This window comes from Chlamydiota bacterium (genome assembly GCA_016178055.1).
Lineage (GTDB): Bacteria > Auribacterota > JACPWU01 > JACPWU01 > JACPWU01 > JACOUC01.
Genome location: JACOUC010000001.1, coordinates 32254 through 53825 on the forward strand (window position 1 = coordinate 32254; position 21572 = coordinate 53825).

At 40.0% G+C, this 21572-nt stretch carries 25 protein-coding genes; 12 read left to right on the forward strand and 13 right to left on the reverse strand.

The window, feature by feature from the left end:
* Positions 1-7: 7 nt before the first annotated feature.
* From HYS07_00175 to HYS07_00235, 13 genes are all read right to left on the reverse strand, one after another.
* Positions 8-1387, reverse strand: a complete 1380-nt coding sequence (locus tag HYS07_00175) for an adenylate/guanylate cyclase domain-containing protein (protein MBI1869589.1) — start codon at positions 1385-1387, stop codon at positions 8-10.
* Positions 1384-1575 (reverse strand): CcmD family protein, encoded by a 192-nt coding sequence (locus HYS07_00180; GenBank protein ID MBI1869590.1) that lies wholly within the window; start codon positions 1573-1575, stop codon positions 1384-1386. Before HYS07_00180 ends, HYS07_00175 begins: the two co-directional genes overlap by 4 nt.
* Before the next feature lie 131 nt (positions 1576-1706).
* A complete protein-coding gene (gene ccsA / locus HYS07_00185; protein ID MBI1869591.1) occupies positions 1707-2402 on the reverse strand; it encodes a cytochrome c biogenesis protein CcsA in 696 nt (231 codons plus the stop codon).
* A gap of 1 nt (position 2403) precedes the next feature.
* A complete protein-coding gene (locus HYS07_00190; GenBank protein ID MBI1869592.1) occupies positions 2404-2814 on the reverse strand; it encodes a four helix bundle protein in 411 nt (136 codons plus the stop codon).
* Positions 2815-2831: 17 nt separating this feature from the next.
* The gene (locus HYS07_00195; protein MBI1869593.1) at positions 2832-3497 is read right to left on the reverse strand and encodes a heme exporter protein CcmB; all 666 of its coding nucleotides are present in this window, start codon (positions 3495-3497) and stop codon (positions 2832-2834) included.
* On the reverse strand, positions 3494-4210 hold the full coding sequence (gene ccmA / locus HYS07_00200; protein ID MBI1869594.1) for a heme ABC exporter ATP-binding protein CcmA: 717 nt from the start codon (positions 4208-4210) through the stop codon (positions 3494-3496). The genes HYS07_00195 and ccmA overlap by 4 nt, the downstream gene beginning before the upstream one ends.
* Positions 4207-5409, reverse strand: coding sequence for a hypothetical protein (locus HYS07_00205; GenBank protein MBI1869595.1), 1203 nt, complete (start codon positions 5407-5409; stop codon positions 4207-4209). Before HYS07_00205 ends, ccmA begins: the two co-directional genes overlap by 4 nt.
* Positions 5406-5789, reverse strand: a complete 384-nt coding sequence (locus HYS07_00210; protein ID MBI1869596.1) for a zinc ribbon domain-containing protein — start codon at positions 5787-5789, stop codon at positions 5406-5408. The genes HYS07_00205 and HYS07_00210 overlap by 4 nt, the downstream gene beginning before the upstream one ends.
* Before the next feature lie 23 nt (positions 5790-5812).
* Complete coding sequence (locus HYS07_00215) at positions 5813-6331, reverse strand: cytochrome c-type biogenesis protein CcmH (GenBank protein ID MBI1869597.1); 519 nt, start codon at positions 6329-6331, stop codon at positions 5813-5815.
* A gap of 291 nt (positions 6332-6622) precedes the next feature.
* Complete coding sequence (locus HYS07_00220; protein MBI1869598.1) at positions 6623-7789, reverse strand: ATP-binding protein; 1167 nt, start codon at positions 7787-7789, stop codon at positions 6623-6625.
* 31 nt (positions 7790-7820) lie between these two features.
* Complete coding sequence (locus HYS07_00225) at positions 7821-9815, reverse strand: heme lyase CcmF/NrfE family subunit (GenBank protein ID MBI1869599.1); 1995 nt, start codon at positions 9813-9815, stop codon at positions 7821-7823.
* A gap of 66 nt (positions 9816-9881) precedes the next feature.
* Positions 9882-10268 carry a four helix bundle protein gene (locus HYS07_00230; GenBank protein MBI1869600.1) on the reverse strand — a complete coding sequence of 129 codons (387 nt, stop codon included), beginning with the start codon at positions 10266-10268 and terminating at the stop codon, positions 9882-9884.
* A complete protein-coding gene (locus HYS07_00235) occupies positions 10243-10689 on the reverse strand; it encodes a cytochrome c maturation protein CcmE (protein ID MBI1869601.1) in 447 nt (148 codons plus the stop codon). Before HYS07_00235 ends, HYS07_00230 begins: the two co-directional genes overlap by 26 nt.
* A 165-nt stretch (positions 10690-10854) precedes the next feature.
* On the opposite strand from HYS07_00235, the gene HYS07_00240 reads away from it, so the two are divergent.
* The 12 genes from HYS07_00240 (at position 10855) to HYS07_00295 (ending at position 21380) form a co-directional block, all read left to right on the forward strand.
* Entirely contained in the window at positions 10855-11115 is a 261-nt protein-coding gene (locus tag HYS07_00240) for a hypothetical protein (protein MBI1869602.1), read from the forward strand.
* Between the two features lie 55 nt (positions 11116-11170).
* Positions 11171-11755 (forward strand): GTP cyclohydrolase I FolE, encoded by a 585-nt coding sequence (folE, locus tag HYS07_00245; GenBank protein ID MBI1869603.1) that lies wholly within the window; start codon positions 11171-11173, stop codon positions 11753-11755.
* A 186-nt stretch (positions 11756-11941) separates the two neighbouring features.
* The gene (locus HYS07_00250) at positions 11942-12592 is read left to right on the forward strand and encodes a type II secretion system protein (GenBank protein MBI1869604.1); all 651 of its coding nucleotides are present in this window, start codon (positions 11942-11944) and stop codon (positions 12590-12592) included.
* Between the two features lie 36 nt (positions 12593-12628).
* Positions 12629-13300, forward strand: a complete 672-nt coding sequence (locus tag HYS07_00255; protein MBI1869605.1) for a prepilin-type N-terminal cleavage/methylation domain-containing protein — start codon at positions 12629-12631, stop codon at positions 13298-13300.
* An 80-nt stretch (positions 13301-13380) separates the two neighbouring features.
* A complete protein-coding gene (locus tag HYS07_00260) occupies positions 13381-14442 on the forward strand; it encodes a phosphoribosylformylglycinamidine cyclo-ligase (GenBank protein ID MBI1869606.1) in 1062 nt (353 codons plus the stop codon).
* A complete protein-coding gene (gene purH, locus HYS07_00265) occupies positions 14439-16004 on the forward strand; it encodes a bifunctional phosphoribosylaminoimidazolecarboxamide formyltransferase/IMP cyclohydrolase (GenBank protein MBI1869607.1) in 1566 nt (521 codons plus the stop codon). Before HYS07_00260 ends, purH begins: the two co-directional genes overlap by 4 nt.
* Positions 16005-16100: 96 nt before the next feature.
* The gene (locus HYS07_00270; protein MBI1869608.1) at positions 16101-16328 is read left to right on the forward strand and encodes a hypothetical protein; all 228 of its coding nucleotides are present in this window, start codon (positions 16101-16103) and stop codon (positions 16326-16328) included.
* Positions 16321-16737 (forward strand): PIN domain-containing protein, encoded by a 417-nt coding sequence (locus HYS07_00275; GenBank protein MBI1869609.1) that lies wholly within the window; start codon positions 16321-16323, stop codon positions 16735-16737. The genes HYS07_00270 and HYS07_00275 overlap by 8 nt, the downstream gene beginning before the upstream one ends.
* Positions 16738-16869: 132 nt before the next feature.
* On the forward strand, positions 16870-18129 hold the full coding sequence (purD, locus tag HYS07_00280) for a phosphoribosylamine--glycine ligase (GenBank protein ID MBI1869610.1): 1260 nt from the start codon (positions 16870-16872) through the stop codon (positions 18127-18129).
* Positions 18126-19400 (forward strand): family 10 glycosylhydrolase, encoded by a 1275-nt coding sequence (locus HYS07_00285; protein ID MBI1869611.1) that lies wholly within the window; start codon positions 18126-18128, stop codon positions 19398-19400. Before purD ends, HYS07_00285 begins: the two co-directional genes overlap by 4 nt.
* Before the next feature lie 15 nt (positions 19401-19415).
* On the forward strand, positions 19416-19985 hold the full coding sequence (locus HYS07_00290) for a DUF4416 family protein (GenBank protein ID MBI1869612.1): 570 nt from the start codon (positions 19416-19418) through the stop codon (positions 19983-19985).
* A gap of 72 nt (positions 19986-20057) precedes the next feature.
* Positions 20058-21380 (forward strand): DUF1015 domain-containing protein, encoded by a 1323-nt coding sequence (locus HYS07_00295; GenBank protein ID MBI1869613.1) that lies wholly within the window; start codon positions 20058-20060, stop codon positions 21378-21380.
* The last annotated feature ends 192 nt before the right edge of the window (positions 21381-21572 follow it).

Sequence of the window (21572 nt, forward strand, 5' to 3'; positions counted from 1 at the left end):
AGAAAAATCAGGGAGTGATCCGATAAACGGTAAGGGGTTTATCCAAACCTTTTAAGAGGGTTTCCTCAGGTTTTGCCTGGATGATACCGCTCACTCTTTTGTAGGTTACCTCACTGAGGAGGATTTCACCTTTATTAGCGATTGAGACCAGTCGTGCCGCTAAATTTACATCCTGACCAATAACCGTATAGGCCATTCTTTTTTCAGATCCTACGTTTCCAGCGACTGCAACACCTGTGCTAATCCCAATTCCGATATCAATTTTGGGATAATTTTCACGGACGAGTTTTTCATTCACTCTTTCAAGTTCTTTCATCATTTGAAGAGCCGTTCGTAAAGCCCGCTCGGGGTGGTCAAGATGATGGATGGGAGCTCCAAACACAACCATGATTTCATCACCGCTAAATTTATCAATCAGTCCTTCATTTTGAATGACAACATCGGTCATGGCTGTGAAGAAAAGATTTAGGAGATAGACCACCTGTTGAGGGGACAATTTCGTCGCGATAGAAGTAAACATGCGAATATCAGAAAAAAGAACCGTTACTTCACAGAGCTCACCACTCAAGGTGGGGCGAACCTCACCGCTCAAAATTTTTTCAACAACCTGATCGGTCGCATATCTTCGAAAAACATCCTTGATGGTCTCACGTTCTCTGAGTCCTGCGGTCATCTCATTAAAAGACTGGGCCAGTTCTTGGAGCTCATCGTGGGTTTGAATATGGACTTGGGCTTCAAAATCTCCTTTCGAAACTTTTTCAAAACCTTGAATAAGGGTAAAGAGCGGTTCCGTAATTTTATTGGCAAGACCCATCGCTGCTCCAATTCCAAAGATGATGAGAATAATTCCAATTGCTAAATGTTCAAATCGACTCTCCCATATTTCGCTGATAAGAATTTGCATTGAAAAACCCACATGAAGGCTGCCTTTATTTCCAACATCTATGGCGACATCTTGAATGCCAGGACCGATTAAAAATTTTTTAGAAAGAATTTCTTTGGCTACAAAAAGAGGATCCTGATGGGGGAGGTGAATCATGTTAAGATTGAAAACAGGAAGTTCAATTTGCCCATCAGGAGTTGTTGTAATAATATAAACGATGGTCATCGTATATCCTTTGCGACTGATCACCGAATGGACTGTTTTTTCGAGGTATTCGGCAAAAGATTCTTGAGAAGGACTCAGCGACAAACCCTTTAAAAGGCCAATCTGCTTTCCAAGATTAATCATGAGCTTACGAGCCTCAGCCTTTTTGAATTCGACCTCACGATAAGAGGAAATGACGAGGGTGATGAGAAGGGTCAGGGCAACCATTGAGGCTGTTAAAAGGCCAAGTTTGGCTTTAATTCCGAGTTTTAGAAATCTTTCCTTAAGAAAATCCGTCATTGCTGAAACGTTTTTCCTTTAAGTTTTTGGATTTCGTTTTCAAGCATTTTTTGTTGTTTCCCTAAATAAAAAAGATAAGAAAAAAGTCCCAACCATACGATTGAAAAAGCGGCAAATAGATAGGGCATGTTCATTCCTTTCACGTAGTTAAACCCAGAATTTGCAATAGGCCGCGGAATTCGACGCAAGATCTTGGCCGCCTAGCCTTTCAGAAAGCCTCGACGTACACTATCATGTACGTCTACGTTTTCTTCAAGGCTATTCGGTTCAAGCTTTTGCGTCTCGGTTCTCGCGTCTATTGCAAAATCTGGGTTAAAAATTAAGATTTAAAAGTGAAGAGTTCACGAATCTCTTTTAATTCATTGGCTGCTTTTAAAATCCCCAATCGAAGTTTCATGAGTAAAAAATAAAAGAGCAAGAAAGCAGCAAAACTGATCATCAGGGTTTTGAACATCACAGGGTCAATTCCAGATCCTTCGCCTCCTCCAATCACGGGAGCTGGATGCTGGGTTCTCCACCATCGGATTGAAAGGTAGACAATAGGGACATCGATAAATCCAACAATACCCAAAACAGCCGAGAGGGTTTTTTTCTTTTGTTCCTGAGGGATAAAGGATCTTAGCATAAGATAGGAGATATAAATCAGCCATAAAACCAATGTAGAGGTGAGCCGGGCATCCCAGGTCCACCAAATTCCCCAAACAGGTTTTGCCCAGAGAGGGCCTGTGATAAGAACAAAACTCGAGAACAAAACTCCAAGTTCAGCTGAAGCTTGAGCCGTGTGATCAAAGATGTTTTTTCGGGTTATCAGATAAAGCAAGCTTGAAATAAAAACGACGAGAAAGCTGAGAAAACTGACCCAGGCTGAAGGAACATGAAAATAAAAAATTCTTTGAACATCGCCCATGGTTTTTTCAATGGGAGCCCAAAGAAAAATAGCCCATAAGGCTAGAAGCATGAAGCAAAGAAGTGAAAAATGAAAAATGAAAAATGAAAAATGAAAACGTTTCTGCATTTTATGCCTCGTTTAACTTATTTTTTAACTTAACTTTTATGCTCTCCTTGGAGGTGATTAATATAGAGGAGAGAATTCTTACGAGTTGGTGGTTTTCATCTTTAAGATATTTTGTTTCATCAGAATGGACAATCTTTGTTTCTTCAATCAATCGAAGCCAGTAAGCTGTTTCTAGTGCTTCTTTATGCGCGATTGATATTTTTGAGATAAAATCCGCTTTACTTTGAGCTCCTTGAGCTTCGTGGACATTGGCTCCAATCGAAGTACCAGACCTTAGCAATTGTTTCCCAAGAATTTGGGCTAAGATTGTTTTTTTTGATAATTCTTGATAAAGTCTAATAATTGCGAGAGCGTATTGAACGCTTCGTTCGTTAATTGGATTAGATTTAACTTTTAATTTTTCACTTTTCATTTTTCATTCTTCTAATTTCACTCTTCCAATACATATTCAAATAACAGAGTACCCGTAGTCATAAAAATAATATCGTAAACGACGATCAGTTTAAACCATGTAGAGTTAAGATGAAAATGATTTTCTAAAATAAGTGTTGTACATTCTACACACCCAATGAGCATGGGAATGCTGATGGGAAATAGAAGAATAGGCAGGAGAACGTCTCTCATCCGCGTATTGAGAGCCAAGGCTGAAAAAAGGGTCCCTGTTGCCGCAAATCCGGCCGTTCCTAAGAGATTAACCAGTAAGAGGCTTGCTAAGGAAGGAAGAAGAGAAATATTAAAAAAAAGTCCTAGAAAAGGAAGAATAATTATTTGAATCAAGGTCATAAAAATAAAGTTTGTAAGCCATTTTCCTAAAAAAATAGCGCTGGGATTAATGGGGGCCAATGAAAGACTTTCTAATCCAGCATTTTCCCTTTCAAGACTCAAGGTTCGATTAAGCCCTAAAATTCCCCCAAAGGTATAACAAATCCATAAAATACCTGGAATGATATGCAGCCTTTCTTCAGAAGTCGGCTCAAAAGCAAAATTAAAAAGAACAAGAATGAGAAGTCCGAAAACAAACATGGACGTCAGAATCTCACGACTTCTGAGTTCTAATAAAAGATCTTTTTGAAAGATAAGCCAGGCTGGTTTCATTTGTGATTCAAAAGCTCCTGATAAATTTTTTGAATTTCAGAAGCGGTCATTTTTACCTTGTCAGTTTGAAATATCATTTTCCCCTGATGAAGCACGAGCCATCGATTTGCAAAAAAAGAGGCAAGATCAATTTGATGAGTTGCCAGAACAAGAAGCCCTTGTTGGGACAAAAATTTTTCCAGGTTCTCAATAACCTTTAAAGTCGATTTTTGATCCAAGTGTGTAAAAGGTTCGTCCAGAAGAAGGATGGAGGGTGAATGAAGAAAGGCCCGAGCCAGATCGGTCCTTTGCTGGAGCCCCTTCGAGAGTTTACGAATAAAAATTTCACGGTGATCTATTAAATCAAACTCATTGAGTATTTCCAAAACACGAAATTTCTTTTCTTCTATGCGATAAATTTGAGAAAAGAATTTAAGATTTTCTTCGATGGTGAGATCCTGATACAGGTGGAGTTTGTCCCCAGCATAACCTATGCTTTTCTTGTAGAGAGATGGATTTTCGTAAATAGGTTTTGCGTTAAATTGAATCGATCCGGAGGTTGATTTCAAAAGGGTGGATAAAATTTTTAAAAGGGTTGTTTTACCCGCACCATTAGGGCCTAAGAGAACAAGGGCGTCTTGGGAAAAACATTCAAAATTAATTTTAGAGAGCGCTTGAACCGGGTAAAAAATTTTTGTCAAATCGCAAATTTCAAGAGAGACATTGGGGATCATGATTGTTTTATAAGGTGAAGAAGCTGGCTTTTAAGGCGGTTTTTTTTGTCCTGATAAATTTTCTCTGAAACTCGACCTTCTCGGTAGGCGGCTGTAAGATCCTGAAAGGCTAAAATAAGGCCTTCTTTTTGAGAAAGAGCGATGATTTTTTGCTGTTTAAGACGAGGAAGGCTCCCTAGAAGCAACATAAAACCTAATCCAAGACAGAGGGGAATGAGAAGTTGTTGTGTTTCATGAGGAACCGTGATGACCTGAGGTTCAACCGACTCTGTTCCCCCTGAAAGTGTTAATGCAATGACATTTCCTTTTTGAAAAGGTCCTCCGGTCAACAGGCGGACATCCATTTTAGACTGAACTCCCTGATCATAAAAAGCTTCAGCCTGAGCGACCATGTCGGTAGGATAAAGAAGTAAATCTATTTCTGGAATATCGTAAAAGGATTTTTCCTCGAAGGAAATTCTTCCGCTTGAGTTATCAACCGCATACTCAATCATAACCTCTGTCTGGCCTGGTTTGATGGGATAATCAATGGTGTAATCATTTGAATTTTCAATTTGAGTGGCTTTCTGACGAAGAGGCATGGATCCGGTAGATACACTAACCGATGCAGGCTCTCGGGTCTGGGGTGGGACGTAGAAGCGAAATGTGCCTTCAGGATCTGCATATGTTTTGGGAATTTCACTCTCGTTTTTTAAAATGAAAATTTTCTTAATTTTTAAGAGATCATGATCTTTTTCAAAAATCCAGTGAGAACGAGAGAGGTGAATGTTTTTAGCATCCTGAGTGGCCTCATAAACAGTGGTCTCAATCGGAGTATCTATGGATTGGTTGGGTAAGAGGGGCGAGCTATAAAGAACTCCCTCATAGCTTGCTTGGATAAGATGAGGGATTTCTAGGTCAAGATCGATATTTTCAAACTGATAATCACCCGTAATATTTCTCACAATCGATATCATTTTCATTCCAGATTTGAGTTCAATAAGACGGACTTCATTGGCTTGACCTGCTTTACCTGTTGTTCCGTTAGTTATTTTTCCCCTAATGCTTGTAGTTTTTGAATAAGCATGAGTTAAGAAAGATAAAAAGAATAGGGGAGTCATGAGTAGCAGTAGGCTCGAGGCTCGAAGCTCGAAGCTCGAAGCAAAAGCAAAAGGAGTATTTGCCTTTAACCTTGAGCCTCGAGCCTCGAGCCTTTTCATATCTTCCCTCCGCACTCTGGACAGAACTTTGCGTTTACGGGAAGAGGTTTGCCGCAAGAAGAACACTCCCTGAAAGGGCGGTTTTGCAATTCTCTTTCAATCTGTAGATCAAGTTTATCCATTTCAGTAAGAATCTTGGCAGCTTCTTCTTTAGATTCAGAGCGAATTCTTTGATAATCAACTTCCGAAACTTTTCCTATAGCAAAGTCAAGATCAAGGTCTTTTAAGTTGGTGTAAACCGTTGCCCTTTTTTCTTCAAGATAAGAAAACTCAGGATCCTCAGGAAGAGAAAGAAGGGATGAACCCCCTGATTGATAAAGAGGCATAAGAACATAGACAACACTGATTGCAAGCGCTATAAAAAATAGGGTTTCAATCATTTTTAATTTTTAATTTTAAATTTTTAATTGTTTTTATCATTTTCCCATTCTTTCAATTCTTTTTCAATTCGATCATTCATTGAAGAGTCTACGGTTGAGAAAGGAGGAAGCCCAAAGGATTTTTTTCGTACTCTTCTTAAGAAAAAAAACACTACGACTAATCCAATCATCATCACAAGTCCTGGCATGATCCAGGCTGTTAGATTAAAACCGTGAGCCGGGGGGGACGATAGCACTTTGATTCCGTATTGATCAATAAACTTTTGAATGATAACGCTTTCACTCGAGCCTTTCTCAATTTCCTCTTCAATTATTTTTCTCATAGGGATGGCCGAAGGGCAATTTTCATGATTGCAAACTGAAAGCATCATGAAGCAGCCGCATTGGCAAACAAGCTTCTCACTGACAGATTTAAAAATGGTGATCTTTGAAGGATTTTGGAGATCTGTTTGGGCCAAACCAGCGAGTCCATCGTCCCTGGCACATAACACGAGGGGAAGAAGACTCAAAATATATAAAATGGCTCGTTTAGAGAGGATCATGAGAAAACATGTTCGATATGATCATTACATAGGGAATCATTTGTTGTTCGTTTCATAAAAGGCGCCTCCAATGCTTGCATAATATCATCGCCATAACTTAGGGTTCAACCAAAAGAACATATATCATAAAGCTTTCCTCGCAGCTACTTCTGTAAGAAGAATCAGCATTCCAAACACAATCACGAGTCCTCGGATCCACACCCATTGGACTAAGGGATTAAGGAAAATTTTTTTACGATGCTTGTTTTTCTCTCCCATATGTTTTTTGCGAAGCCTGCCTTCGAGTTAATCTCAAGACTCAGCAATTTTGGATATTTGTCGCCATGGAATGATTTTGGTGTCTTTAAAAGGCTGGGCTTGAGCGCCTGCGTAGACGAGATAGGATAATTTTTCTTTTTCTCCAGAGATTTGATACCACTTTTCAAGTCCCTTAAAATAGTCAGTTGAAAGGGTCTGGCCCGATTTAATTTCAATAGGAATTAATTGGGATCCGTTTTCAATCAAAACGTCAACTTCATGACCGGTGTTATCCCGCCAAAAATACAAATTAGACGTGAGTCCTGCGTTGAACCTTCCTTTTGCAAGCTCAATAAGAACCCAAGTTTCAAAAAGAGCTCCCCGCATGGCGTGGGTTACAATTTCTTCTTTTTTTTGAATTCCTAAAAGCCACGATGCCAAACCTGTGTCATAGAAGTAGAGTTTTGGGGTTTTTACAAGGCGTTTGTTAAAATTGCGATGATAGGGAGTCAGTAAAAAAAGGATGTAGCTTGCCTCAAGTGCCGAGAGCCAGGCTTTGGCCGTGTTGTGAGAAATGCCGCAATCATTTGAAAGCGATGACAAATTGAGAAGTTGACCCGTTCTTGCGGCACACATGCGGACAAATTTTTGAAAGAGTGAGAGATCATGGACATTGAGGATTTGGCGTAAATCCCTTTCGATATAGGTCATCATATAACTCGCATACCAGTTTTGAGGTGAAACTTCTCGTGAATAGAGGGGGGGGTATGATCCCCTAAACATAAGTTCTTCAAGCGTGGGAGGTATTCTTTTAGCACTCTCAAGCTCTGAAAGGGAAAAGGGAAGGAGTTGAACCATTCCGACTCGCCCTGCAAGCGATTGACTGATTTTGGCCATGAGTCCAAATTGTTGCGATCCTGTCAGAACAAAGAGCCCCATTCTTCCATCTTGATCGACCTGTGTTTGAAGATAAGAGAGAAGGTGGGGGGTGCGTTGGATTTCATCGAGGATGGCTCCATCAGGATAACGTGACAGAAAACCCCTGGGATCATTTCTTGCGAGTTCAAGTTCATCAGGATCTTCCATGGAAATATAAGGTTTTTTGGGGAAAATAGCTTTTGAAAGGGTTGTTTTTCCAGATTGTCGAGGCCCCGTAACAGCAAGTATAGGGTATCCTTTGGCAAGTACGGCTAAAGCACGAGACATCTCTCGATGGATCATGATAGAAGCGTAGCCTATTCCTTACAAATTGTCAATTTAATTGACAATTTGTAATAATTTTCATAACTCTTTCAGGCAGAAGAAGAATCAGCGTTCCAAAGACAATCACCAGTCCCCCGACCCAGACCCACTGGACTAAGGGATTTAAAAATACTTGTATCAGGACCTTGTTGTCGCTTTCTGAAAAGTCAGCAAAAACAGCATAAAAGTCCTCGATCAGAGTTGAATAAATAGCTACTTCTGAAGTAGGTTGTTCGCTTGCCTTGTAAAATCGCTTTTCCGTTTGAAGTTGCTTAAGGAATCGATTGTTTTTAAAAAGATCTAGACGCACGATCCCTGATTCATAATTGGGATTGTCTTCTTGTCTTATTTCCTTGCAGACAAGGGTGTAGTTTTTAATTTTCAGAGACTCGCCCTCTTTTAAAGCTGTTTTTGTTTCTTGATTAAAAGCATTTCCGCTCATTCCGATAAAGATCATCACAATCCCAACATGAACGATATAGCCTCCATAGCGGCAGGCATTTTTCCGAGTGAGGTTGATCAGTGAAATAAAAATATTTTCTCCCGTCGAGCGATGCCGAGCCTGAGTCCCTCGGTAAAATTCAAGAAAAATGGTTAGGGAGACAAAAAAGGAAAGAGAAAGAGTCATCCATGCATATAAATGACGTACTCCAAAAAAACCGATTACAAGTGCAAAAAGGAGAGAGGCAAGAATGGGATAGGAAAAATTTTTTTTGAGACTCGCCCACGATGTTTTTCTCCACGCAAGCAAGGGACCGACGCCTGTTAAAAACAGCAAAATAATTCCAATAGGGATGTTGACTTTATTAAAAAATGGAGCGCCAACCGTAATTTTTTGGCCTTGTATGGCTTCTGAAATAACAGGGAAAATGGTTCCCCAGAGGACTGCGAAACAGGCCGCCAGAAGAATCCAATTGTTTAATAAAAACCCTGCTTCTCGAGAAACAAGAGACTCCAGCGTTCGTTCGGATTTAAGAAAGGGAAGTCGGCATAAAAGCAGTATCAAACAGAAAAGGCTTGCCAGACCAATAAAGGATATAAAATAGGGCCCAATATTCGATTGTGCAAAGGCGTGAACGGAATTGACAATTCCGCTCCTTGTGAGAAAAGTTCCAAAAATTGAAATAAGAAAAGTAATCATCACCAAAATCATATTCCATATTTTCAGCATCCCTTTTTTTTCCTGAATCATTACGGAGTGAAGAAAGGCTGTAGCCGTGAGCCACGGCATGAGAGATGCGTTTTCAACAGGATCCCAAGCCCAGTAGCCACCCCAGCCAAGTTCTACGTAAGCCCATTTGGCGCCCAGAAGAATACCCATTCCTAAGAAGGCCCAACTGATAATCGCCCATCGACGGGTGGTGCGAATCCAGGCAGAACTTTTGTGTTTCGTGATGAGCGCTGCGATTGCAAAGGCAAAGGGGGCTGCTGTTCCAATATATCCAAGGTAGAGAATGGGAGGATGAATCAGCATCGCAAAATATTGAAGAAGGGGATTTAAGCCCTTTCCATCTTCTGGCTGATAAGGATAGATCAGCCCATTTCCATGATCCAGGGCTAGTTCCTTGAAGGGATTTGCCACAATAACGTTGAGAATGAGAAAGAAAAAAGTAATACTAATCAATACGAAAATCACATAAGGAATGAGGGAACTATGGTGATTTTTATTTTGGTGGACAATGATAACGCTATAACACGAAAGGATCCAGGACCAGAAAAGAAGAGATCCTTCCTGCCCTCCCCAAAGCGCTGCAATTTTATAAGGGATAGGGAGCGCCTGATTAGAATATTTGGCTACATATTCAATTTGAAAATGATTCATTAGAAGTTCTGAAACCAGACACACTACAGCCAAAGTGATAAGTGTGCAGACGCAATAAACCGCATGGCGAGAGCTTTGAACAAACGCGAAATGGTTTATTTTTGCGCCCCAAAGAGCCGATAAGATTGCATAGACTGAAAAAACTAAAGCGGACATCAGAGAAAGATTACCGAGCAGGCTCATAAATTAGTCCAAAAATCAAATTTTAAAAATCAAAATGACAAATTAAAATCTAAAACTTTAACCTAATTATTTTTTGTCTTTCATCGTTAAGATGCTAGAGGCTAGGATATTAGATATTTCAGTTAATTCATTTAGCAATATATTCGATTTTTCAATATTGCTTCTATCTATTTCCATTAAAATTTCTAACCAAAATTTTGATTCATTGGCAGATTTTAAGGCATGAGTAAAGAAGTTGATAAAATCCTTTCTGGAACTTGCAGCTCTTGCCTCAAAATAGTTAGCACCAATACTTGTTCCACTGCGGATCAGCTGGTCAGAGATAATTTGAAAAACTCTTCCAGTGGGCAATGAGTCGATATGTCCAACCAGCGCTAAAATAAAAGATTTGAGTCTCTGTTTGAACTCATTTTTGAATTGCTCTTTTTTAATTTTTGGATTTTCCAATGTCATTTTGATTTTTGATGTTTGATTTTTGGATTTGAAAAGTCCCTTCATATTTCGAGGCGCACTTGGCTTGAATCTTTTGGGCTTGGAATATACCCTCAGGAGTGAGTTTCCCCTCTGCAACAGCTTGGGTACCTCCTTTGAAGCTATCAGGGATAGGATCGCGACCCAAATATCGAACGGGAATAACAAGATCACCTTGTGAGATTTGAAAAAGAAGGTCGGTGTCTTTTCTTTCAATAGAATTTTCCACAACAATTCCAGCAACACGAACTCTTTTTTGATAGGCCTCCGTCCCCATTTGTTTGAGTTCGTCAATGGTTACATAATAAGCCTTGCTTTCTTCAAAGCCTGAAAAGGCAAGCCAGGCTAAGGCTCCTAAAATAATTAAAATTCCTAGAGTGAATTTTATTTTCTTTGGGTTCATTTGTAGCGTTGTACCTTAATTTAAGACGGAAAATAACATTTTCTCGAGATCATAGCACAAAGTTATTTGTTCGAGAATCCCAAAATCCCGATGCCTTCTGAATCGGGATTTGGGAGAATAAAATTCGTGCATCAAAGGAAGGATAAAAGGTATAATTCCTTCTCTATGAAAGAAAAGCTGAGTGAATTTGTTCAACAACTGATTCAAGAAAAGTGGGGGGATCAATATGCTCTCGCTGATATCCTATCCCAGGAATACGGCTATAGTCTTATTTTTACAAATAAAAAAGATCAGAATCGATTTTCTCCTACGATGATTCCTTCACGGTGGGTCTATGATTTTTTTGTAAAGAAATCCGATGTGGCTAGACGAAAGATCGAGATAGAAGTTGAGGTTGCTTTTGATAAAGAAGTCATCAGCGGCTAAGGTCTTGGAAATATCAACCTTTTAAGAGACTGTTTTAAAAGAGAGTGACAACGTTATGAAAAAACAAACAATATCGGATGATTTAATTGAAAACCGCATTGTTGAAATTTTGAAGTTTGTTGGCGAAGATCCAAGTCGAGAAGGGCTTCAAAAAACTCCACATCGGGTAAAAGAATCTCTTCGCTATTTAACTTCGGGGTATTCTAAGGATGTAGAGAAGGTTTTAAACGGGGCCACTTTTGAAGAACCGTGCGACGAAATGGTCACGGTCCGCGATATTGAAATTTTTAGTTTATGTGAGCATCATTTATTGCCTTTTTATGGAAAGTGCCATGTCGCCTATATTCCAGATGGGAGGATCATCGGCCTTAGTAAAATCCCAAGAATTGTCGAGGTCTTTGCTCGAAGATTGCAAGTTCAAGAGCGTTTAACGACTCAAATTGCGAATTCTTTAAATGAGGCGCTTCATCCTCTGGGAGTAGGAGTGGTGGTGGAGGCCTTTCATTTATGCATGGCCATGCGTGGAGTTGAAAAGCAAAATGCCTTTGCGGTCACAAGTTCAATGCTAGGTGCTTTTCGTAATGACAGAGGAACAAGAATGGAGTTTTTAAATTTGATTGGGACGAGAACGCGGAGTTAAAAGTGAGGTCCATTTTGTAGTTGCCCCATTCATGGGGCTCTCCCTCGCATGAACTGCCCGATTCATCCCCCCACCCAATCTATCTAAGGTGGCGGGATTGTTTAGCGGTCAATGCACGGGTCATAAGCTTATGAACGCGCTAAAGATATGGGTGGGGGGATAAATCGGGCGACTACAAAAAACATTATGAAAAAAACATATCATTCAAGATCCGCCTTTACCGCAGTAGAGCTTGTTATGGTTATGGCTGTTACCCTGATTCTTGCAAGTGTTCTCGTTCCCGTTTTGCTCAAAGGCCGTGAGATGGGCCGATCTACGCGATGTGTTGCAAATCTTAAGCAACTGATTCAGGCTGTTAGAATGTATGTTGAAGAGGAAACAAGTGGAAGATTTCCGGACATCGACCCTTCAAACGACTTGGTGGATGTGATGACCCTTCTTTATCCTTATTTAAGCCCCAAATCTTCGATCAGCGCAAAAGAAGGTAAACTTGAGATTTTTAGATGTCCTACCAATTTTGATGCTTTAACTGGTAATCAGGATAGTGCAGGCAATATTCGTCAGGATAATTATGGGAATCGCACGGATTACGGGTACAATTCTCTTAATTTAGATAATCAAGTGGCTCAAACTCGAGTGAAAAATCCTGAATGGGTCAGTGTTTTATGGGATCTTCAACCCCTCCCTGGAATTCATAGAGGAGGCTCCAATATTGCTTTTTATGACGGGCACATCAGTTGGATGTCAACGCAGCAGATGCAGTCATCGCATACAGGTATTACACCTTACAATATGTGGGGATTAGGACTAAAGACGATTACGAAGGATCATGGTTGAATAATCTTTCGTTAGAAATCGTCTGAGGAGAATTGAATGATAAATTTTGCTTCAAGATTAAGGAGAGAAAAACATTCATCAGGGGTTACGATGCTGGAAATGCTTGTTCTTGTCGCTGCCATTTTAATTGTGACCGCAGCTTTAGTTCCCATGTTTAAAACAATGCGAGACGCCGCAAAAAAAATTAAATGTCTGAGTCATTTAAAACAGTTAGGGGTTGCGATTCACCTTTATGTGCAAGACGATGGACAAGCGCGTTTTCCTGGATGGGGAGAGACCTGTGATGAAGTAAAAAATTTACCCGCTTTGCTTTATAGCTATTTAGGCGAGGAAAATACCAACGCCCTTTTGAGCGGTGACATGTTTCAATTTCGTTGTCCTGTTCAAAAAGACGAGACATCATCGTCTGCGCCCTCACGGGTGGATGCTTATAAAAATCAGGTTGATGATGCCATTAACTGCAATCTCATGGGACAAGCTTCCGTTGGAAATATTCCGGGTTATACCGTGCGCAATGATACGATAGCCGCCCTTTTATGGGATTATCCCGTTTCAAATGGTATTCACTCCAGAGGGACGAATTTTTTATTTGTCGATGGTCATGCAGAATGGATTTCTGTAGCAAAAATAAACTCTCCTTGGCCAGACGCAGAACAATATGCGGGTAATGATTATCGAGATTGGGGATTGGAATATAAAACAAATTAAGAATTTAAAAATTCCAGGTGGAAATTTTTGTGTGTTTCAGATTTAATGGGTGAACTTTTTAGAAAATCTAAGAGGCTGCAATGAATAGCGGTGTTCTTTCGTACAAAGAAGCAGGTGTCGATATCCCTAAATTGGATCATTTCAAAAAAAATATTGGAAAATCAATTCATCGAACCTATGGTCCTGAGGTTTTATCGAAGATCGGTGGGTTTGGTGGTTTATTTCATCTGGATCGAAAGAAATACAAAGACCCTGTTCTTGTTTCAAGTGTCGATGGAGTAGGGACAAAACTCAAAGTGGCGGCCATGATGAATCGGCACGACACAGTAGGTATAGATATTGTCAGTCACTGCGCCAATGACATTGTGGTTCAAGGCGCAAAACCCCTTTTCTTTCTAGATTATATTGGATCCGGTCGCTTAAATCCTAAAGTTGGAAACGCAGTGATTCAGGGATTGGTTAAAGGGTGCCAAATTGCAGGATGCGCTCTTATCGGGGGCGAGACGGCCGAGATGCCAGGGATGTACAGCGGCGAAGATTATGATTTGGTAGGCACCATTGTGGGGGTTGTTGAAAGGAAAAAAATTATTGATGGCTCAAAAGTGAAGGCCGGTGACGTTATTTTGGGTTTAGCTTCAAATGGACTCCACACCAATGGATATTCTTTGGCCCGAAAAATTTTCTTTGAAAGAATGAATTGGGATGTCCGCCAGGAAATTCCTGAACTGGGGTGTTCCATAGGCGACGCTCTCCTTAAGCCCCACACCTGTTATAGCAATGCCATTTTAAAGGTTTATGAAACTTTGAATATTCATGCCATTTCTCATTTAACAGGCGGTGGATTTCCTGGAAATATTCCTCGAGTGCTTCCTGCGGGGCTAAAGGCTAAAATTCATAAGGGATCCTGGAGTATCTTGCCTATTTTTCAGCTCATGCAACGCCTTGGGAATCTTCCGGATGAAGAAATGTTTCGTGCTTTTAACATGGGGATTGGAATTGTAATTATCATTGCAAAAAAAGATATCGAGACCGCACAACGTCTCTTTAAAAAAACAGGATTTGATTCACGGGTTATTGGCGAAATTGTCAAAGGAAAATCAGGCGTAGAATTCGTTGAGAAAAAGGGGATAGAAACAAGATGAGTAAAATTGAAAGAGCGATTATCAGTGTTTCAAATAAAAAAGGTATTACTGAATTTGCAGCGGAACTCAGCCGTCTGGGAATTGAAATTATTTCAACGGGAGGAACAGCAAAGACCCTCCGTGAGGCCGGAGTTAATGTTCGCTTGATCTCGGACGTAACAGATTTCCCTGAAATTTTAGATGGTCGTGTTAAAACGCTTCATCCAAAAATTCATGGAGGACTGCTCGCACTCAGAGAAAATCCAGAACATGTCCGCCAAATGCAGGAACACCAAATTACTCCCATCGATTTGGTGGTTGTTAATTTATACCCTTTTGAAGAAACCATTTCAAAAAATGGGGTGAGTCTTGCTGAAGCGATTGAGAATATAGACATTGGTGGACCTTCGATGCTGAGGTCAGCCTCTAAAAATTATCAATCCGTTGCGGTGGTTGTGAGCCCTAGTAAATACAAACTGGTTTTGGACGAGCTTAAACAAAACGGACTCGCTTTAAGCGAAAATTTCCGACTTCGACTGGCTCAAGAAGCTTTTGCGCATACCGCTCATTATGATTTGGTTATTGCAAATTTTCTAGAGGGCTTAATCCGTCCTTCTGGAACCCTTTTTCCGGATGAATTATCTTTAAACTTTGAAAAAGTAGAAGATTTGCGATACGGAGAAAATCCTCATCAGAAGGCAGCTCTGTATCAAGAATTCAATACCCCCGAGCCAAATCTTGTTTCGGCCAAACCCATTTCAGGAAAAAGTTTATCGTTTAATAATTTGCTTGATTTAGATGCAGCCTGTCGTCTGGTTGAAGAATTTAATAATCCCTGTTCGGTTATTATCAAACACAATAATCCTTGCGGTGTTGCGGTGGCTGAAAATTTGGTTGAGGCTTATCAAAAGGCATTGGAGACAGATCCTGTCTCTGCCTTTGGGGGCGTGATGGGTTTTAACCGACCTGTAGATGGGGCACTCGCTTCCTTCATTGCAAAAGGTTTTGTCGAAGCGGTTGTGGCGCCTAATTTTACTGAAGAGGCCTTGGGAGAATTCAAGAAAAAGAAAAATTTAATTCTCATTCCTCTTGAAACATTAGGTAAAGCAAATAAACTGAAAAAAACGGGTCTTGATTTTAAAAGAATCCGCGGAGGACTGCTTCTACAGGAAATAGATCAGATGCCTCTCAGAAAAGAGGACTTAACGATTGTAACACAAAAAGCGCCTACCCCTCAGGAGATGGAGACCCTTCTTTTTGCTTGGAACATTTGCAAGCATGTCCGAAGCAATGCGATTGTTTTTGCAACAGGGAACGAAACCATTGGAATTGGAGCAGGACAAATGTCACGGGTTGATTCTGTAAAAATCGCCATCACAAAATCTCTAAAAAATCTAAAGGGATCTGTCATGGCATCAGACGCCTTTTTCCCATTTCGTGATGGAGTCGATCTTGCGTACGATGCGGGTATCACAGCCGTGATTCAACCCGGCGGATCCATCCGCGACGAAGAAGTGATTCAGGCCTGCAATGAAAAAGGGATGAGCATGGTGTTTACCGGAGCGAGACATTTTAGGCATTAAGTGAGCCCCTGATTCTATCCTTTCAAAAATTCAAAATATTAATATTGTTGTGCGCACATATTATGTGTTATATTTTCCTTGAAAGGAGGGTTCTTTATGCGCAATGTGACTTTATCTATTCAAGATGAACTTTTAAAAGCGGGTCGGGAATATGCTCAAAGGCATCATATCTCTCTTAATGACTTAATTCGTCAACTTCTTACGAGAACCGTAACAAGACCTTCACGCACGGGGTGGTTGGAAGAAGCTTTTAAGCTTGCAGATAAAGCAAATATCGGATCACGCGGTATAAAATGGAGACGTGAGGACGCTTACGATGTCTAAGATTTTTCTTGATACAAATATTTTGGTTTATGCATTTGATCCTGACACCCCTAAAAAACGAGACATCTCTAGACAAATTTTGAGAAAATTAAATGAAAGCAGGGTTGGAGTTGTTTCAACCCAAGTGATTCAGGAATTTTTCTCTATTGCGACAAAAAAACTGCGTATAGCTCCACTGCTTGCAAAAAATATTCTTTCGGATTTTGAAAATCTAGAGATCGTTGTCATTGACTTTGAAATAATCAAAGACGCGATCGATTGCAGTATCCTCAATCAAATTTCTTTTTGGGATGCCCTTATCGTTACAGCAGCCGAGAGCGCAAAATGTGAAAAGGTTTTGACAGAAGATATGAATCATCACCAAATCATTCGCGGTGTGCGCATTGAAAATCCGTATTTAGAAAGTTGATCATGATGATCCCACCACCTGTCAATCAAACTAAATTTTGTGGTGAGGTTTATTTATTAAGGAAAGGAAGTCTTCAATGTGTCGGATGGCCTTGATAGAAAGTGGCTTTTTAAGCCAGAGACAGGTGGTGGGATGAAAGTTCTTGTCATTGGAAGCGGGGGGAGGGAGCACGCGCTCACCTTGAAAATTTCAAAAAGTCCTCTCGTCAAAAAAATTTATTGTGCACCAGGAAATCCCGGAATTTCCAGCCTTGCCCAGAGGGTGGACATTCCTATTGAAAATATTTCAGGTCTTCTTGATTTTGCAAAAAAAGAAAAAATAGATCTTACCGTAGTAGGGCCTGAACTTCCGCTCAGTTTGGGTATTGTGGATCAATTTGAAGCGGAAGGTCTTAAAATTTTTGGCCCTTCGAAAAAAGCTGCTCAGCTTGAATCCAGCAAGATTTTTTCAAAATTCATGATGAAAAAATTCGGCATACCTACAGCAAGATCTGAAAGTTTTTCAGATTTTGCATCAGCAAAAAAATATATTCAAAATTCTCATCTTCCACGGGTCATTAAAGCCGATGGTTTGGCCGCAGGGAAGGGTGTTCTTGTTGCAAAAACCTGCGATGAAGCTCTTCTCTTTCTTCAGAAGATTATGGTCGATAAAATATTTGGTGTTTCAGGCGAAAACATTCTCATTGAGGAATGCCTCGAAGGCCGAGAAATTTCGATTTTAGCGCTTTCAGATGGAGAAAATATTGTTCTTCTACCCGAAGCCCGAGACTATAAGAGAGCCTTGGATCACGATCAAGGTTTAAACACAGGCGGCATGGGCGCTTATAGCCCCGTTTCAGAAGCAACCGAAGAACTACGTCAATGCGTTCTCAAAGATGTTTTTCACCCGATGATTCGTGGAATGAAGAAAGAAGGCATTCCTTATCGAGGTGTTCTCTATGCCGGGCTCATGCTAACTTCACAAGGTCCAAAAGTTTTAGAATTTAATGTTCGTTTTGGAGACCCTGAAACGCAGGTGATCTTGCCAAGAATTAAGTCCGATATCGTTCCTCTCTTTTTGGCCTCTTGTAATGGAACACTTGACAAGGAAAGCGTTCAAATTCATAAAGAAACAGCGATTTGCGTTGTTTTGACTTCAGGGGGCTATCCAGGCGCATATCAGAATGGGTTTGAAATTCTTGGGTTGGATCAAGCGTCTAAAATGGAGAATATCATGCTCTTTCATGCTGGAACATCATCCAAGGATGGGAAAATTTTGACTCATGGGGGACGCGTTTTGGGAGTGACATCCCTAGGAAAAGACATGAAACAGGCTCAAACACTTGCTTATGACACGATCACTAAAATTCATTTTGAAAGAATGCATTATCGACGGGATATTGGAATGAAATGAAATATCAAATATCAAATATCAAATATCAAAATGACAAATCAAAAGTCAAAAATTTTAAAACTCAAAATTTTCCCATTTTTATTGTTAGAACTATCCCGCTCTTTTGTTTATCCTTTCTTTTTATTTTACCGTGCTTTGCCGAGTCCCCAAAAACGCATTTAGGTCTTTGGGCTCCGTGTGAAGGGGATAATCAAACGCTTTCGAGCAAAGCTAAAATTATTGAAATGCTGGATTTCGCATCGAAGCTCGGAACCCAGGATATTTTCTTGCAAGTGTATCGTGGAAACCGTTCATGGTACCCTTCAAAACTTGCCGACGATAAACCTTTTCAGGAAATTCAAAAAAAAGAAAAATTTGATCCCATTCGTTTTGCGATTAAAAATGCTCACGCCAGAGAAATCAGAATTCATGCATGGTTTAATGTTTTTTGGGTTGGAAAAGATCTTAATATTCCTGTGATTAAAAAATTAGGGAAAGATGCAATCACTCGAGACCAAAAAGGCCGGTCGATGGTTGATTATCCTGGAAATCATATTCCGCCTCCTGAAGGGGAATGGTATTCTTATGGCGAAGATGGTTATTGGCTAGAACCTGGGGATGAACGAGTTCAAAAATATCTTTTGGGAGTCGTTCAGGAAGTGCTTCAAAATTATCCAGAGCTGGATGGTATCCATCTTGATTATGTTCGCTATCCCTTGACCTCTCCTTTTCTGCCAGGCTCCTACTATGCCTTTCATCGTGGAATTGAATTTGGTTATGGGAAACGGAGTGTCGAATGGTTTAAAAAGGAGACACGACTTAATCCTTTGTCCATGGCAAGAACTCCTCAAAATCATATGCGCTGGGATCAGTGGAGACGGGATCAAATTACAAAATTAGTGGCCGAGCTCCATCAAATTTTAAAGCAAAAATATCCATCCATTCAGCTTTCTGCGGCCGTATTACCCTGGCCCGAGAGGGCCTATTTTTCCTCTTATCAAGATTGGAGCACTTGGGTCGAAAAAGGAAAGATTGATTTTGTTGTTATTATGAATTATACGCTGGATTTACACCTTTCCTGGTTTCTTTCAAAAATGGCTCTGGGGGCTGGCCCTTATGGGACGGTTTGGATCGGTTTAGGTCCTTATCTGTTTGAAAGAGATGCTGTAGGATTTGAAAGGGAATGGCTTGAAACCCTGAATCTTTCTCCTCGAGGAATTGTTTTATTTTCCTATGAGGGTCTTCTAAAACAAAAAGAGGTTGTGAAAGTCATTTCAAAAAATAAATTATAAAAGATATTGTGATCTATGGGTCGTCCCCAATTTCCACATGAAGTTGTTCTTTTTGTAGGGCTTTTAACATCCGCGGGTCATCTTCTAAGCGCTGAACAAGTTTTAGAAAAAAAATGGGGGACAATTAAAAAAAGAAGTCCCGTTTTTCCATTTGATTACAGTGCGTATTATGAAGATGAATTGGGTCCTAAAATTATTCGATGCTTTTATGTTTTTGAACGCAAATTAGATCCTTTGATGATTCGGGATATTAAATTAGAATCAAATGCCCTTGAAGAGGAGGGGAGTGTTTCAGGGTTGAGACAGTGGAATATTGATCCAGGGTATATCGATCTTGACAAAATCGTTCTTGCAACAACAAAGCCGGCAACTTATCGTATTTACCTTGGAAAGGGAATTTATGCCCAGTCCACTTTATATTTCAAAGATAAAGCGTTTCATCCCTGGCCATGGACTTATCGAGATTATAAGGAGGAGATAGCGCTTAGTTTTTTTAAGGAAGCACGAGAGGAATTTAAGAAAGCGAAACTTGAAGTTAAGAGTCAAAAGCAAAGCTCGAAGCTGGAGGCTCGAGGCTCGAGGTAAAAACAACAGCCTGCTTGGCTTTTGCTTCCAGCTTCCAGCCTCCAGCTTCGAGCTTCTTTTAGAAAGGAAACCATGGCAACGATTAAACCATTTAAAGGGATTTATTATAATCCTAAGAAAATTAAAATTGAAAATGTCATTGCACAACCTTATGACAAAATTGATTCCAAGCTTTTTAAAGCTTATAAGGAACGAGACCCTCATAACGCTGTTCGTTTAATTCTCAAATCAGATCTTTCAAAGATGAGTAATTCCAAAATAGGTTATGAACCTCAAGCTCAGCTTCTTCAACAATGGCTTAAAGAAGAAATTTTTATCCAAGAACCGGAAGAGGCCTTTTATGCCTACGATCAGGAATTTAGAGTCTTTGGGGAGATTAAACATCGTCAAGCCTTGATTGGATTGGGAGGACTCGAAGAATACGGAAAAGGAATTGTTTTTCCTCATGAAGAAACATTGTCTAAGCCAAAAGCCGACCGGTTGAATCATTTAACGGCAACACAAACACAATTTGGACTTATTTTCATGCTTTATGAAGATAAAAATTATCTCATATCAAAAGAACTCCACATCGATACGTCCACAAAAATGCTTTTTGATTTTGTTGATAAAGATGATGGCGTTCGTCACCAACTTTGGTCCGTGAAGGATCAAGTGCTCACTCAAAAAATTACCGAACAAATGAAGGATAAAAAATTACTGATTGCGGATGGACATCACCGCTATGAAACCGCTTTGACTTATCGCAATCAAATGAGAGAGCGCTTTGGAAGCCTTCCTTTTTCAAAGCCGTATGATTATGCCATGATGGCTTTTGTTAATTTATATGACGAAGGATTAGTCATACTTCCTACACACCGACTGATTCGCAAGGTGTCTGAAGAAGCCAAAACCCAGCTTTGGAGTGTTCTTAAAGCTCATTTTAAAATAGATCGTTTTAAATTACCTAAAACATCCCAAAGCAAATTTATCCATGAAAAAATGACCCCAGGTCATTCCTTCAAACATGTCATCGGTCTTTGCGAAAATTTAGATGAGTTGGTCCTTCTTCACTATGAAGCGACTGTGCTTCCTCAAAACGAAATTAATGAAAAACATACGGAGGCCTGGCGCAGACTGGATGTTGTTCTCTTGCATTACCTGATCCTTGAAAAAGGACTGGGGATTGAAGAAGAGATGGTTAAGCAAGAAGAGAATCTATTTTATTGTCGAGGAATTGACGAGGCCCTTGAAAGTTTAAAGCTTTCAAAAGCCGAAATGGTCTTCTTCCTTAATCCGACTCAAAGCGAAAGCGTTCGTGATGTTGCTTTTGGAGGAGAACGAATGCCCCAAAAATCTACTGATTTTTATCCCAAGCTGATGACGGGGCTTACACTAAATCGAATGGAATTTTAGATCGGTTTGTGGTAGCATTCTCTTTGTTTTCAGTATCAACACTTGTCTATTCAAGTGGATAAAAATAAGTGGTAGATTTAAAATGCAAAAATCAAAATGCAAAATGACATGCTAAAATTCAAGATTTCTAATGCTAGTGCAGGGGAAACATTTTAAGTTTTACATTGTCCGACAAGATTTTTGATGTTTGAT

What these genes read in the sequence shown, in the direction of transcription:
- HYS07_00210 (MBI1869596.1), bottom strand. Translation starts at nt 5,789, where the DNA reads ATGATTGAAACCCTATTTTTTATAGCGCTTGCAATCAGTGTTGTCTAT.
- HYS07_00275 (MBI1869609.1), top strand. Translation starts at nt 16,321, where the DNA reads ATGTCTAAGATTTTTCTTGATACAAATATTTTGGTTTATGCATTTGAT.
- HYS07_00285 (MBI1869611.1), top strand. Translation starts at nt 18,126, where the DNA reads ATGAAATATCAAATATCAAATATCAAATATCAAAATGACAAATCAAAA.
- purD (MBI1869610.1), top strand. Translation starts at nt 16,870, where the DNA reads ATGAAAGTTCTTGTCATTGGAAGCGGGGGGAGGGAGCACGCGCTCACC.
- purH (MBI1869607.1), top strand. Translation starts at nt 14,439, where the DNA reads ATGAGTAAAATTGAAAGAGCGATTATCAGTGTTTCAAATAAAAAAGGT.
- HYS07_00270 (MBI1869608.1), top strand. Translation starts at nt 16,101, where the DNA reads ATGCGCAATGTGACTTTATCTATTCAAGATGAACTTTTAAAAGCGGGT.
- folE (MBI1869603.1), top strand. Translation starts at nt 11,171, where the DNA reads ATGAAAAAACAAACAATATCGGATGATTTAATTGAAAACCGCATTGTT.
- HYS07_00255 (MBI1869605.1), top strand. Translation starts at nt 12,629, where the DNA reads ATGATAAATTTTGCTTCAAGATTAAGGAGAGAAAAACATTCATCAGGG.
- HYS07_00290 (MBI1869612.1), top strand. Translation starts at nt 19,416, where the DNA reads ATGGGTCGTCCCCAATTTCCACATGAAGTTGTTCTTTTTGTAGGGCTT.
- HYS07_00230 (MBI1869600.1), bottom strand. Translation starts at nt 10,268, where the DNA reads ATGACATTGGAAAATCCAAAAATTAAAAAAGAGCAATTCAAAAATGAG.
- HYS07_00195 (MBI1869593.1), bottom strand. Translation starts at nt 3,497, where the DNA reads ATGAAACCAGCCTGGCTTATCTTTCAAAAAGATCTTTTATTAGAACTC.
- HYS07_00190 (MBI1869592.1), bottom strand. Translation starts at nt 2,814, where the DNA reads ATGAAAAGTGAAAAATTAAAAGTTAAATCTAATCCAATTAACGAACGA.
- HYS07_00295 (MBI1869613.1), top strand. Translation starts at nt 20,058, where the DNA reads ATGGCAACGATTAAACCATTTAAAGGGATTTATTATAATCCTAAGAAA.
- HYS07_00220 (MBI1869598.1), bottom strand. Translation starts at nt 7,789, where the DNA reads ATGATCCATCGAGAGATGTCTCGTGCTTTAGCCGTACTTGCCAAAGGA.
- HYS07_00260 (MBI1869606.1), top strand. Translation starts at nt 13,381, where the DNA reads ATGAATAGCGGTGTTCTTTCGTACAAAGAAGCAGGTGTCGATATCCCT.
- HYS07_00225 (MBI1869599.1), bottom strand. Translation starts at nt 9,815, where the DNA reads ATGAGCCTGCTCGGTAATCTTTCTCTGATGTCCGCTTTAGTTTTTTCA.
- HYS07_00240 (MBI1869602.1), top strand. Translation starts at nt 10,855, where the DNA reads ATGAAAGAAAAGCTGAGTGAATTTGTTCAACAACTGATTCAAGAAAAG.
- HYS07_00205 (MBI1869595.1), bottom strand. Translation starts at nt 5,409, where the DNA reads ATGAAAAGGCTCGAGGCTCGAGGCTCAAGGTTAAAGGCAAATACTCCT.
- HYS07_00235 (MBI1869601.1), bottom strand. Translation starts at nt 10,689, where the DNA reads ATGAACCCAAAGAAAATAAAATTCACTCTAGGAATTTTAATTATTTTA.
- HYS07_00175 (MBI1869589.1), bottom strand. Translation starts at nt 1,387, where the DNA reads ATGACGGATTTTCTTAAGGAAAGATTTCTAAAACTCGGAATTAAAGCC.
- HYS07_00215 (MBI1869597.1), bottom strand. Translation starts at nt 6,331, where the DNA reads ATGATCCTCTCTAAACGAGCCATTTTATATATTTTGAGTCTTCTTCCC.
- ccsA (MBI1869591.1), bottom strand. Translation starts at nt 2,402, where the DNA reads ATGCAGAAACGTTTTCATTTTTCATTTTTCATTTTTCATTTTTCACTT.
- HYS07_00250 (MBI1869604.1), top strand. Translation starts at nt 11,942, where the DNA reads ATGAAAAAAACATATCATTCAAGATCCGCCTTTACCGCAGTAGAGCTT.
- ccmA (MBI1869594.1), bottom strand. Translation starts at nt 4,210, where the DNA reads ATGATCCCCAATGTCTCTCTTGAAATTTGCGATTTGACAAAAATTTTT.